We start from the raw sequence: 13608 nt of genomic DNA, 5'->3' as shown, positions 1-13608 counted from the left end.
AAAAATCATGAAGAATACGATTGTGCGCTTGTCGCCCCTCGCGCTAATACTCTCTAGTTCATTGAGTTATTCTGAAACTCTTCAGCAAGCTTGTGAGCTGGATGTTACTGAAAATCAGTGTGCTAGTGTCGAGTACTTTGTAAATAAGCCTTTTGAGGCCAAAGACGAATTTGAGAAGTACAAACTTTGTAGTGAAGCAACGTTCGATTTATATAAAGTCCAAAAAAACTGTGAGTTTGACCAATATCTCGCGAACGCACAAAAAAGCTTTGATGAGTTTAAAAATACAGTTTTAGAGAAATGGGATAAGCCTAACTTTAGTGACCAATATTCTTGGGTTAGTTACAGTCCTTCGCTTGAACTAAAGCGTGAAGTTAACTTTGAAAAGAACGTCATCAAAGTGACTACTATCGCTGGCGAAGAGACAAGTGTTGAAGAACTGAAAGAGGAAATTTTAGCTACCTCAAAATTGACTATTGGTGAGGCGCAAAAAGCCGATGTATTTACAGCAATTTTGATCGAAGAAACTAAGGTTGAAGAACTTAGTAAAAAGCCGTTATTACCAATATCTGAAGAACAAGATATTCAAACGCAAGAGTTAGATAAAGCGCTTCAAAATGTAGTGATAACTGAATCTACCGACAGTAAAGGCAATACTGTAGTTGAAGCACAAATTAGTTTTCCTCCTAAATGGTTAAATCGTAAAGAGAAACGCTTCTATGACACGGTTGAAACATACTCCAATAAGTATGATCTCGAACCTGAGTTTGTGTTGTCGATTATCAAAACTGAGAGTGCTTTTGACCCAACTGCAGTTTCCCACATCCCTGCTTTCGGTCTAATGCAAATTGTTCCTAGTTCTGCAGGTTTAGATGCAACTAGCTTTTTGTTTGGAGAGCAGCAACTTCTAAAAAGAGATTACTTATTTGATCCGGAAAAGAACATCGAAGTAGGCACCGCTTACCTTCATCTTCTTCAAACTCGCTATTTTAAAGGAATCGAGGATAAAGAAAGCATGAAATATTGTGTAATTGCTGCCTACAACGGTGGTATGGGACCTATCTATCGTATGTTTGGTGGTAAGCGTTCTGTCGCTATCAAAAACATTAATCAGCTTACTCCTGAAAAAGTCTTCAGCACGATTCAGAAAAAGCATGCAGCAGCTGAAACTCGCAACTATCTGAAAAAAGTACATAAAACAGAAACCAACTACGAAAAAAACATGATTTAGGGATTTAACATGAAAAAGACTCTACTCCTTACAGTAATGACAGCTCTGGCGTTTCAGGTGTCTGCTAGTTCTGAATTTCCAGAATGGAAAATGAATCCACAAGCAGATTTAGACGAAGGGCTGATTGCTGGTGTTTCTTGTGTTGAGAGCATGGGAGATATCACCTTGGATATGGATGTATCTACGATGGAAGCACGTGCATCATTGGCTGCTTCGTTGGAAGCTATGGTACAAAAAGAGCTTGAGAGAAGTAGTGATTCAAATACGAAAAAAATAAAGACGGCAGACCGTAAAGAGAAGGTTGTAACTACGTCGATAACGGCTAAGTCTACATCCAAACAGTTAACGAATCAGTTGATGAAATACACGTGGGTATCAGAGTCTGTATCGGTTGAAAAAGACATCGATGAATATCTATGTACTCGCGTTGTTGCTCGACTGCCTCAGATCATAACTGAGTAAGAGGTAAGGATGCAAGAACAAACAGTGCAAACCTCTGAAGAGGCGACAACCGCTCCAACAGAAACAGAACAAGATATTATCGATAAACTAAGGGAGAAGACTCCCAATCCAATTCTAGCGATTATGGCACTTATTATCGCTGCTGGTCAGTTCAATGACGCCATTGATATGACAGGAAAGGGTTGGGATTTATTGGTCTCGAACTTCTCTGATTCACCATCGAATGAGCGACTATCAAACGTATATATTCGCGCTTCGAGCGGTGTTTTGGAAGAAACCTTTGGCTCGCCAGTGTATACCAAGTTTTCTAACGGCGAAGTTGAGATTAAATATTACAAGGATAGTAAGTTCATTCTATCTGCTATTACATCAAATGGCACAATTGATGCTTTTCTTGTTTTTCCACAACCGGGTTTTGTTCCTGAAATAAAATATCACGCTGGTAGTGATGTTTATTTGGAAACTCCATTTGCTGATTCAACGACACCACTAGATGCTATTTCCAATGTGGCTCGAAGTGGTAACTACTACATTGAAGAAGCACAAGGTGGTAGATACGAACTACTGTACAACTCTGTTGGAGGGTACAGTGAATACCTATCGAATCTCACCAAGAGCCAAATGCAGTTGTTAGCTACATTTAACGACAAATTGATGATGGAAGAAAACTCTACTTCAGCTTTGGTTGAGCTGCGTCAGCACATAAAACCTAATTTTTATGGCTATAGTGCTGTTGGTCTTGAGGACTTAGCTCCAGCAATTTTAACCAAGCTTGAATATGAATTAATCACTGACTAGGAGTTACGATGAAATCGCTATATTTAGCCATTGGTGGAATATTGTTGGGAGGGGCTAATGCTCAAGCAAATGATGACAACCCAACGTGTTACTTTCTTCCAAATACAGATGCACCTGAATGGGTAAATAAAGACATACGTGATGATAGCTTCTACTACGGAGTGGGAGGAGCCAGTGGAAAAACAAATGGTGGTTTTCTCCCCATTAATGATCTAATTAATCAATCACGAAAAGATGCGATAGATAACTTATCACGTTCGATCCGTAGCTCGGTTAAAATAAGCACAAAAAGAACCATAGAAAGTCAGAAGCAAGGCAAGTCCAAAGCTGAGGTTCGTAAAGAGACAAAACAAAAATCAGAGCTTGTTAGTCAAACGGCTTTGGCTGCGGTTATTGATGATGCTCGTTGGCTAGACCATGATAACTGCTTATTGTGGTATAGAGTGAAAGTGAGCAAAGAGGGCGCTGAGTTTGCTGTTAAATCTTATGTTAATCAAGTGGAGGAGCGGCTCACCAAGCGCATTGATGAACTGACTAAGCGAGAAATAGAACAGATTTTATCTGATAATGGATTCGCGCCTACCACAGTCGATGCAACAAGAGCACTACTTAACAACAGTACGGCTATCTATCGTGGTCAAGAATACAATATCGCAGATTTGTATCAACAAAGCGGTTTTGATTGGCTAGAGGAGCAGCAAAGCCAAGTATTTAAAATTAGGTACGCCAATAAGTTGTTCTACAATGGCGTCACTGGTTTGAATGTGCCGATGAGTGTTGTCGTTTCAGGCTCTTCATCAGAGAATATTATTCAAGCACTGAGTAAGTTACATTCTTTTGGTCTTGATTTAAACCAAGTGAAAGTGACCATTGGTAAACAATACCATCAAATTATTCCTTTCGCTGAAAATCAACAGTACAACTTAGAATCTTACGTGTACCTCGCAAGTCCAAGGCCACAAAGACAAGGAAATAGAGAAATAACATCATACATTGAACTCCCCAAAACGCTCAAAAAGCCATATCTATACAATTTCGGTGAACACGAGGGAAGTGAAGAGTTTGGTTTGATTCATGTTATCGCTCTCGAGCATAGAATTGATTTGATAGAGCCACTTTCAAAAATTGGCGTATCTCTTGATACTCCGTCAAAACATGGTTATACCGCTTTGGCTCTTGCGATAGAATTAGAAAACCTCGAATTTGCAAGTGTTCTAATCTCATCTGGTGCAAAGAAAAATCAAAATAATGATATTGCTTATAAAGTTGCTTATTTACTCAAACATCTTAATCAATATGCGTCTAACGAAACCGCAGTCATGACCAGTATCAACTTATATGTTCTGAATAACCTGACTAAGCAACTTTCACCTTCAAAGACGATTGTCAACCAAATCAAGAGGCAAGTTCACGCATTTGCCCCAATCAAAGAGACGAAAAATATTGTCGATAATGGAAATTGGAGTTCACAAACACGCTTAAATGGAGTGCAAGTTAATGATTAAATCAGTTTCTAAAAGCTTAACAATATCGGCTTTCTTTATCTCTAACTTGGCACTTGCTCAATCTTGCCCATTTAATGAAGCAACTGAACGCCCAGATTGGGTTTATCAATTAGGAAGTTCGGGCGATAGTGTAGTAGCGAGTGGTGTCATTCAGTACTTACCAGAGCAGCATTCATCAATTTTTGAATTAAGGAAGGCTTCTGAACAGCAAGCGATGTTGTCTGTCGCAACACAACTTGAATCGAAAGTGGCAAACGACCTTCTGTTGAAAAAGAACTTACAAGAAAAGCAATTACTGACTAACGTAAAGAAGATAACTTCACAGGTTACAGAATATACTCTTCCTGAAGTGTCAGTAAGTGCGCGTTGGCTTGATACTCAAAACTGTACTTTATGGACACAAGTTTCAGTGGGCGAAGATGTAGTAATGGATTACATTGATGAAATTAGTGAGTTAGAAGGTAATATTGAACAAGCTGCTTATACCGCAATGAAGTTATCGGTAAGAGAAGAGCTTAACAAAAAGCAATTTTACCTCAACTACCAAGGGTTCACGAAAGCAATTCAAGGGTTAAGCCACCTTGAATTCTCGGGAGAGAGAAAACCTACGCTTACATGGATGATTGAAGAAGGTTTCGACCCTGTTGAACCTTCTCAGGGTGAAAATGGTGTTTGGTCTGATAAAATTGCCGTTACATTTAATGTTTCGCCTATTGAACTGTATATTTTAACTGAGGCTCCAAGTACCGCTCAATTAGAGTACATTCTCGATGCCTATCAAGCTGCCGATAAAGACATTAATGAGATTCTAACAGCTATACACCCACAACAATTTGCCCACACAATTAATTTCTCTGACTCAGATTACTTCATTAGCGCCATGACAGGGCAAGTGAATGCCCTTGAAGCTCCTTACAGACTATCAGTATCACTAGCTGAAGAGCAGGCTAACAATCGCCTTAAACTCGATAAGCCGTTTGCTAACAAAACATCGTTTGATGTTGGGGAGTGGAACTTACTTCATTTAGCTGTCTTCGCTAAACGCTCAGATTTAATCAAGACCTTGATTAAGCGAGGTCTTGATCCTAATTTCAAAGATGTAGGAGGTATGAGCCCTGCCCAATACGCGGTCTGGACTGAAGATGAATCACTCATAACCCCTTTCTTAGAGCAAAAGTTGACATTAGATAACATCTATTTAACTTTGACGAGAGTCATGCTTGACAAAGCACTGGTAAGTAGCGCGAACCCTCAAAAGGCAGTCGATAGCAAAGTATTGGAGCAAATAACGAAATCTATCGAAGCAAAGAGTGGTGGAGAAGTCTCTTTGCATAAGAAGCAGCTTAAACAGGACATAAAGCGACTAGAGCAATATTATGCTTTAGAGATTAACGAACAATTAAAAGATTCTCTAAAAGACAAAAATATTGAAATGCTCAAACAGCTTCTTTAATCACATCATTTTGGGGCTATTGACCTCTATCAATAAAGGAAATTATGAATGTTCCAAAGAACTTTGTTGACTTTGGCGGCTTTAGTTTCCGCTTTACCCAATACCAGTTTTGCATCAAACGACTCTGCGTGCAGTTTTTTGCCAGCTTTTAGCATGCCTGAATGGATTATGTCTCCAATTCCATCAGATAAAGATTATATTTATGGCTATGGGGTTGCTTCTTCACCAAAAGATAGCGTTACAAAGCTAAGGAATAATAGTAGTGCAGATGCGCGTGCTAATTTGTCAGAAACCATCCAAGTGCGTGTGCAAAGTGAATTATCTAAAGAAATTATGCGTCGTGATGACAGTCATAAGGTAAGCATTGATAAAACTGTACAAAGCCTAATTTAATCTAAAAGTGACGCTATTCTAGTGTCTTCTGAGGTTGTTTCTGTGTGGTTAGATAGAGAGTCTTGTAACTTATGGACAAAAGTACGCATAGATAGAGCTTCTGCACAACAGTCGGAAAAGCTTGTTTTGAACACTGCGCTAACCTCTATGGACGAAGCACTTAAAGAAATCTCAACTAAGCTAAATAACGTTAAAAAAGAAACGTCTACCGACCCTAAAAAGGAGCTTCAAAACCAAGGGTTGAGCTTTACAGGCGAATCTTTTGCTGAAACTTTATATCGAGGTGATAAAAGGAACATCCAACTATTTATAGAAGCGGGTATGGAATTAACCGATGCTATTGATCCACAAGGAGAAAGTTTTTATGTCATGTTCTATAGGACTTCTCCGAAACGCTTAGCTAACGCTCTTGAAGTTTTAACGAAGTCGTTTTCTCCACAGGAGTTAAAGTTAGATTTCTACATGAAACATGCCTTGTATGCAGGTAATCTCCAGAAAGTTAAGATTTTGCTCAACGCAGGTGCCGATGTAAATCAAAAATATACCAAGTCATTAACCACTTATGTTTCTAGAAGTGTGCACTTCGAATCAGCGACTCCACTTTGTCTAGTGAACTCTCGGATCTCTTATTTTGAAACCTACCCAGAGAGTGATGTAAACGTTAAAGACTATATTGACTTGAAAAAATACCTTTCGAATATTGGTGCTGTACCAAAGGGCATTGTAGTTACACACGATAGTTTGACTTATAGGCGTTACCCTGAGAAGTTTAACTGTAGTACTGACACGCGTTCACAAGTTATCAAATAGTCTCAAAACCCAACACCGCCACAAACGCATCTAAATACTGCTCTATCGTCAGATCCGAGGAAACCGGCGGCAGTTCTACGGTAATACACGGTAAGTTTCTTTCTTGGCACCATGTACCGAATGAGCCTGGGGTTTCGTAATCCACGTCTTCCACGAGTGGTAGGTTGAACTGCTTGCCTAGCCAAGTGGCGAGTTCCGATTGGGTTGGGTCGTCGACCATAGCGAGTGGTTCGTGGAAAGAGATGACGAACTTGGGTTGGCGTTGCTCAATGAGGTTAATGAGCGACTGCACTTCCGGTTCAAGCAGATCGGCTTGTCCCGTTTTTACTTTTACATCTCTGACTGGTGTGTGAGAGCTCCAGCGATACACGGTGCCGTTTTCTGTCCAGTTTTGAGTTGGGAAGGCGCGGTTCAGATCGACTTGGTTGGCGTTGGCGCGAGTGCCTAATTGATTGCCATCTGGGTTCATCGACAGGATCACATCGTGTCTCAAGTTGGCCGCTGGCAAGCTTCTTAGGGCGCAAGACAAACCTGCGATTGAAGCGGTTTCATCGCCGTGTGTGCCTGCTAAAATCAGCCCGCGAGATTCGCTTTCTACTTGTGCGGGGAAATAGAGCAAAGGCGCACCCAACACCGATTTTCCATATGACAGCGGCTTTATCGAAAACGCAGCTCTTTCCGTTCTTGGAATTAAACTCACCTTAATCTCCTGATTGATCAAGTACTATCAAGTATTCACTATTGGCTATATTAATCATTAACTAAGTCCATTAGATGAACCCCTTTAAATAAACCATAGCGTCAAAACTCGTCAACCGTCGCATTGTTAATTTTATTACTTGCTTCAAAGATAGGCTAGGAGAGCAAACAAACATGGATTTTAAAAAACATTCAACGGCTTTACTCATTTCATCTTTATTGACCCCTTTTATATCAGTGACTGCCGTTGCTGAAACCTTACCTGCCGGTGTTTCACTGGCAAAAGACCAACATTTAGTTCGTGCTAACGATGCAGAAGCAGCGACGCTTGACCCTGCGAAAGCAGAAGGCTTGCCGGAAATGCACATTCTACGTGACCTATTTGAAGGTTTAGTGATTCAAGATCGCGATGGCAATATCACCCCAGGTGTCGCGGAGTCTTGGGAAACCGAAGACAACCAGACGTTTGTATTCCACCTACGTAAAGACGCGCAGTGGTCGAATGGCGATCCGGTGACGGCCGATGATTTCGTGTATGCGATAAGACGCGCGGTCGATCCTAAAACGGCATCGCCAAATGTTTGGTATCTCAAGCTTACTCAAATCAACAACATTGCTGACGTAGCCGAAGGGAAAAAGCCCGTTGAAGAGTTAGGTATCTCTGCAGTCGATAAACACACGGTGAAGTTCGAACTCGATAGTAAAGTGCCTTACTTTGTGGCGATGACAGGCCACACATCCATGATGCCAGTGCACAAAGCAACCCTAGAAAGTAGCGACAAGCCGTGGAGCGACCCTAAGCAATTTGTTGGTAATGGAGCATTTGTGCTAGACGAGTGGGTGGTGAACGAGCGCATTGAGCTGAAGAAGAACCCGAAATATTGGGACAGTTCAGATACGCATTTAACCGAAGTGACTTACATTCCGTTTGAGAACCAGAATGCCTCGATTAACCGTTATGCTGTGGGCGAGGTCGATATTACTTCGGACGTGCCGACACATATGGCGCAGCAGCTAAAAACCAAATACCAAGATGCGTTTACCGCAGTGCCTTTGCTGTGTACTTACTACTATGCGTTCAATACAACACGACCACCATTCGATGACGCACGAGTCCGTAAGGCTGTCTCTTATTCCATGATGCGTGACGTTATCACCAATGGTGTTACTCAGGTCGGCAACTTACCGGCTTATACCTTTGCTCATGAGTACACGGCTGGTTTTGATGCGACACAACCTGAATACAGTACTTGGACTCAGAAGGAGCGTGATCAAAAAGCAAAAGAGCTACTGAAAGAAGCGGGCTACGATGCGTCTAATCCGTTGGACTTCAAACTGCTTTACAACACCAGTGAATCGAACAAGTCCATAGCAGTGGCGATTGCATCAATGCTGAAAGGCAACTTAGGCGCACAAGTTGAACTAGAAAACCAAGAGTGGAAGTCTTACTTGGTATCGCGTCGCCAAGGTGATTTTGATGTGATGCGCGCCTCTTGGTGTGGTGACTACAATGAAGCATCAACCTTCTTGAGCCTGTTGCGTTCTGGCTCTTCAGGTAACTTTGCTCGCTACAACAATGAAAAGTACGACGCAGCAATGGATAGCGCACTAGCCGCAACCAGCGAACAAGATCGCCAAGGTTTCTACGACCAGGCAGAACAGTTACTGGCAGAAGACATGCCGATCGCGCCAATTTACTACTACATGCAGGCTCGTCTAGTACGACCAAGTGTTGGTGGTTTTGCGAAGAACAATGTAGAAGGGCGTATCTACTCTAAGGATCTCTACATCAAAGAGTAATTGCGTTTGATTCACGCGGCGACACACCGCTAAGAATATGAAATAAAGAAAAGGGACGTTGATCATAAATATCTGATCAACGTCCCTTCGTCATTAATCTGTAACGGTAAGCGCAAAAAACTGAAACCTGATTGAAGTATTTTTCACTTTTATTTCAATCAGGTGAAGCCATGTTACCCCCTCTACGTGCCCTTGTTGCGTTCGAAGCTGTTGCCCGCCTCGGTTCTATTGGCGCTGCTGCGCGCGAGCTTTGTGTTACCCAAGCTGCGGTGAGTCAGCAGCTTAAAAGTTTAGAAACCTTTCTCGATACCACATTGTTTGAGCGAAGCTCCAAAGGCGTAAAGCTGACGTCAGCTGCCCAGCACTATCAACCGATTGTTGCGGGTTCATTAGCACACCTGAAATTACAGACTCAAATCCTCTTCGGGGAAAAAGAAACCGACGTGTTGAGCCTGCGCGTTAATCACACCTTTTGCCATAACTGGCTGCTGCCTCGCTTGCCATCTTTTTATCAAAAATACCCTTTTATCAGGCTCGATATTCAGCTGGTGGACTGGCCATCAACCAACCCTTGTCAGAATGTCGATATTGAACTGACCAATGGCAAGGTCGAAAGCGAAGACACTCATAGTGAGCGACTCTTTCAAGAGCATTGGCAGTTGGTGTGTAGCCCAGACTTTAAAAACCAATATCAAGACTCCTTGGTTGAGCATGATTTTTCTGCTCTGCCGACCGTGCAAGTAAAAGGCTACCGAGAGAACTGGCTGCAATGGTTGAGTCACAACCAATTCGAGATGACCCTACCGAAGGTGTTATTGGAGGTGAGTAATTCTTTGCACGCCTTAGAAGCGGTCAAACATGGCATTGGCGTGTTGTTGGTGCGTTCGCTTGCGGTGTCTGAGCTGTTAGAGAAAAACGATCTGGTTCTGGCGACAGAGTCCTCAATGCCTGCTGAATCTGCCCACTATTTGATTACTAAACACCGACGCAGTGCCAAGGTGAATTTCTTTTGTGATTGGCTTTATCACCAGATGGAAGACGGTGAACTGGAAGAAAGATTTTCTAATGGGTAGCCATAAAAAAAATGAAGGGCGCTCTTACTAACCTGTCACACAAACCCCTTAATTTAACCGCATACAAATAAGGACGAGGTCACCATGAGTGCTTTCTCAGAACCAATGAAAAACCGCTTAAAGGTACTGCTATTTACTGCACCGTTGTTGGTGCCACTGTTTACTTTTTGGCTCGTACCATTTGGTTATTCGATTTACATCAGCTTCACCGACTGGGATTACATCTCGCCAGATTATTCGTTCATCGGTTTAGAAAATTACGAGTACATGGTTGAGGATTACGAGTTCATCCAAGCGATGCTCAATACGTTTTGGTTCTCTGTGGGTGTGGTGATTCCCACCATTATTCTTGGCCTTGTGTTTGCGATGCTGCTGCACAAAAATTTCAAGGGCAGCCAGTTTTATCGTGCGGTGATCTTCTCTCCTTGGATTACGCCAACGGTAGCAGTTTCGATCGTGTGGTCTTGGGTGTTCGAGACCAAATCGGGCTTGGCAAACCACTTACTGGAGTCGGCAGGGTTTAGCGCGATTCCATGGTTAGAGAACGGAAACACGGCTTTGATTGCGGTGATTATCGTGACGGTGTGGCAGGCGATTGGTTGGACGATGCTGTTCTACATCAGTGCACTCAACAAGATTCCAGAGTCACTGTATGAGGCTTCTTTGATTGATGGCTGCAGCAGCTTAACGCGCTTTTTGAAGATTACGCTTCCACTGATTTCACCAACCACTTTCTTCTTAGTGGTGGTCAACATTATTACGGCAATGCAGGCGTTCGATCAGTTCCAGATCCTAACGCAGGGCGGGCCGGGTGGTGAGACACGTACCTTGCTGTACTTGTTCTACCAACAAGCGTTTGAACGTTACGAAATGGGACCTGCGGCCGCGACATCGTTAGTGATATTCCTGATTACTGGATTGCTGGCACTTATTAATACCTACATCGGCAAGCGCTGGGTGTACTACTAGTCGATTTTTGAAAGGACAGAATTATGACCACGCAAGTATTGGATGCCAATCAAGTATTAAACCAGAGCGCAGCGAAAGCCAAAGTTATAGCACAAACCAAAGCGACCAAATCAGAGGTTGCGTCAAAGAAGATTTCAGTGGATCGCCGTTCGTTCCTCGCACTGGCTAAGCACCTGTTCTTGGCAACGTGCGGAACCATTATGGTGTTCCCGTTCTTGTGGATGTTGTCTGGTTCACTGAAAAGCAACGATGAGATCTTTGCTAACCCATTGGATTTGATTCCAGAGCAATTCCGCTGGGAAACCTTTGTCGAAACCTTTCACAGCGCGCCGTTTGGCTTGTACATCTTCAACAGTTTTAGCGTGGCTTTGTTCACTACGTTTTTGGTGATTGTGAATTCGGCGATGTTTGCATATGCGCTGACTCAGCTGAAGTTTCGCTCAAAGACCGTGCTCTATTTCATCGTGATGGGTTGTTACATGCTGCCGGGCGCGGTGACTTACATTCCGTCTTATATCACCTTAGCAAAACTGGGTTTGTTGGATTCGCACATGGGGCTAGTGGCGTCGAACGCGGCGTCGGTTTTCGGTGTGTTCTATCTACGCCAAGTGTTTATCAAGGTGCATCCGTCGCTGATTGAAGCGGCACGAATTGATGGTGCAGGTGAGCTCAAGATCTTATGGGCAATCATCTTACCGCAATGCCGAGCAGCAGTCGCAACACTGTTCCTCATCACTTTTATTACCAATTACAACAGCTACATGTGGCCAAGCCTGGTGATTACGACTCAGGATTTAAATCTGATCGCTACTGGTATTCGTCACTACTTTATTGCCGAAGGTAACTATGGGTTGAACTGGTCGCAAATTATGGCGGCGAGCACCATTGCAGTATTGCCTTTGTTAATTCTATTCGTCATTTGTCAAAAGACGATTCTTTCAGGTATCGCCGATAACGGCGTAAAAGAGTAAACGGAAATGAAACTAAAAACTCTCGCACTAGTGTGTGCTGGCGCAGCAAGCGCGTCTATGTTCTCTAGCAGTGTTCTTGCGGCAACCGAAGTTAACTTTTGGTATTCCGGTGGTACTAAGCCACAGCAAATGATGACTAAGCTCATCGAAGAGTTCAACGCGAGCCAAGATGAGTATGTGGTGAAGCCTGCATTGCAAGGTAACTACACGGAAACCTACCAGAAGCTGCAAGCTGGTTTAGCGTCGAAAACGGCACCTGAACTTGTGCTATTAGATTCAGGTCGTGCGGAAGCGATGCACGGGCGTGGTCTGAGCCGTGACCTAACGCCGTTTATGGATGAAGAGTTCAACTTCTCTGATTTCATTGGCGCGTTTAAAGATCAAGTGACGGCAGACGATGGCACCATCATTGGTCTACCTGCTTACGGTACAACTCAAGTGTTCTACTACAACAAGCAGGTGTTGGCAGACAACGGCTTTACCGAGCAAGACCTAAACACATGGCAAGGTGTAGCTAAGGTCGCAGAGAAAGTCACACAGCGTGACGACAAAGGTAACGTGACCTTCTACGGCTGGGAGCCGATGTGGGGTCAAGACAACATGATTGACGCGGCTTTCTCTAACGGCGCTAAGATCATCAGTGATGACGGTAAGAAAGTGCTGATTGACTCTCCTGAGTGGGTTGAGGTGTGGGACAGCTTCCGTAAGTGGATCCATGATGATCAAATCATGCGAATTCACTACGGTGGTCAAGGCTGGGAATACTGGTATAAAACCATTGATGACGTAATGAAAGACAACGCGCTTGGTTACACTGGCTCATCGGGTGACCAAGGTGATTTGGACTTCACTAAGCTTTCAGCAACCACACAGCCAGGTTGGGGTTCAAACCCTTCTGCGCCGCAAGCGGGTGCGCTGGTTTACGTGATGCCAAAAGGCACAGACGAAGCAGCAGCAAAAGGTGCGTTCGAGTTCGTTGAGTTCTACACCAATGCGAAGAACACGGCGGCATGGTCAATGTTCACGGGTTACATCCCTGTACGTAACAGCGTTTCTGAAGTACCAGAATACCAAGCGTTCACTAAAGATAACCCACAAGCTCTGATTCCTTTGAAGCAAGCGAACACAGCGACTAAAGACTTCCTAGACCCTACTAACGGTAAGATCATGGACGCTCTGAAAGTGGCAGCGGATCAGATTCAAATCCAAAACGTGCCTGCTGACCAAGCGCTAAAACAAGCAGCTAAGAAAGCGCAACGTGCACTAGACCGAGCGAATCGTTCTTAATTATTAGCTTTTATTCTTTAAAAACAAAGAATTATTAACAATGAATAGTTGTTAACAGCGAATAGCTATTAATAGCGAACGATGAACTAACAAAGGCCCATCTATTCGGGTGGGCCTCTTTTTACCCAGTCCTTCAATTAGGACGAATTTGGTGAAG

Annotated in this window: 13 protein-coding genes; 12 read left to right on the top strand and 1 reads right to left on the bottom strand. The window is 43.2% G+C overall.

The genetic code is table 11. The features are described 5' to 3' along the window. Positions 1 to 7 precede the first annotated feature (7 nt). Genes F0229_RS11330 through F0229_RS11300 form a run of 7 tightly spaced genes read left to right on the top strand, consistent with a single transcriptional unit; the run spans position 8 to position 6652 of the window. Positions 8 to 1231, top strand: coding sequence for a murein transglycosylase domain-containing protein (locus F0229_RS11330; protein ID WP_171732880.1), 1224 nt, complete (start codon positions 8 to 10; stop codon positions 1229 to 1231). Positions 1232 to 1240: 9 nt separating this feature from the next. Continuing rightward, positions 1241 to 1693: a hypothetical protein gene (locus F0229_RS11325; protein ID WP_171732879.1), complete on the top strand. Its 453-nt coding sequence runs from the start codon at positions 1241 to 1243 to the stop codon at positions 1691 to 1693. A gap of 9 nt (positions 1694 to 1702) precedes the next feature. Continuing rightward, positions 1703 to 2491, top strand: a complete 789-nt coding sequence (locus tag F0229_RS11320; protein ID WP_171732878.1) for an ETEC_3214 domain-containing protein — start codon at positions 1703 to 1705, stop codon at positions 2489 to 2491. Positions 2492 to 2499: 8 nt separating this feature from the next. Further along, positions 2500 to 3996: a hypothetical protein gene (locus F0229_RS11315; protein WP_171732877.1), complete on the top strand. Its 1497-nt coding sequence runs from the start codon at positions 2500 to 2502 to the stop codon at positions 3994 to 3996. Further along, positions 3989 to 5449 carry an ankyrin repeat domain-containing protein gene (locus F0229_RS11310; protein WP_171732876.1) on the top strand — a complete coding sequence of 487 codons (1461 nt, stop codon included), beginning with the start codon at positions 3989 to 3991 and terminating at the stop codon, positions 5447 to 5449. The genes F0229_RS11315 and F0229_RS11310 overlap by 8 nt, the downstream gene beginning before the upstream one ends. 48 nt (positions 5450 to 5497) lie before the next feature. Next, positions 5498 to 5842 (top strand): LPP20 family lipoprotein, encoded by a 345-nt coding sequence (locus F0229_RS11305; protein WP_171732875.1) that lies wholly within the window; start codon positions 5498 to 5500, stop codon positions 5840 to 5842. 42 nt (positions 5843 to 5884) lie between these two features. Next, positions 5885 to 6652, top strand: a complete 768-nt coding sequence (locus F0229_RS11300) for a hypothetical protein (protein WP_171732874.1) — start codon at positions 5885 to 5887, stop codon at positions 6650 to 6652. Here F0229_RS11300 and mpaA read toward each other — a convergent pair. Next, entirely contained in the window at positions 6645 to 7352 is a 708-nt protein-coding gene (gene mpaA, locus F0229_RS11295; protein WP_171732873.1) for a murein tripeptide amidase MpaA, read from the bottom strand. The two genes, F0229_RS11300 and mpaA, sit on opposite strands and share 8 nt — an antisense overlap. A 173-nt stretch (positions 7353 to 7525) precedes the next feature. On the opposite strand from mpaA, the gene F0229_RS11290 reads away from it, so the two are divergent. The 5 genes from F0229_RS11290 to F0229_RS11270 all read left to right on the top strand — a co-directional run bounded on the left by F0229_RS11290 (position 7526) and on the right by F0229_RS11270 (position 13451). Further along, entirely contained in the window at positions 7526 to 9151 is a 1626-nt protein-coding gene (locus F0229_RS11290) for an ABC transporter substrate-binding protein (protein ID WP_171732872.1), read from the top strand. Between the two features lie 170 nt (positions 9152 to 9321). After that, positions 9322 to 10224 (top strand): LysR substrate-binding domain-containing protein, encoded by a 903-nt coding sequence (locus F0229_RS11285; RefSeq protein WP_102332231.1) that lies wholly within the window; start codon positions 9322 to 9324, stop codon positions 10222 to 10224. A gap of 84 nt (positions 10225 to 10308) precedes the next feature. Continuing rightward, positions 10309 to 11193 (top strand): carbohydrate ABC transporter permease, encoded by an 885-nt coding sequence (locus F0229_RS11280; protein ID WP_017064953.1) that lies wholly within the window; start codon positions 10309 to 10311, stop codon positions 11191 to 11193. 23 nt (positions 11194 to 11216) lie between these two features. Next, entirely contained in the window at positions 11217 to 12164 is a 948-nt protein-coding gene (locus tag F0229_RS11275) for a carbohydrate ABC transporter permease (protein ID WP_171732871.1), read from the top strand. 6 nt (positions 12165 to 12170) lie between these two features. Then, positions 12171 to 13451, top strand: coding sequence for an extracellular solute-binding protein (locus tag F0229_RS11270; RefSeq protein ID WP_136982603.1), 1281 nt, complete (start codon positions 12171 to 12173; stop codon positions 13449 to 13451). Positions 13452 to 13608 lie beyond the last annotated feature (157 nt).

Source organism: Vibrio sp. AIC-3, from assembly GCF_013114515.1.
GTDB lineage: Bacteria > Pseudomonadota > Gammaproteobacteria > Enterobacterales > Vibrionaceae > Vibrio > Vibrio crassostreae_C.
Note: the sequence above shows the minus strand (reverse complement) of the source record. Positions and strands in the feature narration are given on the sequence as shown.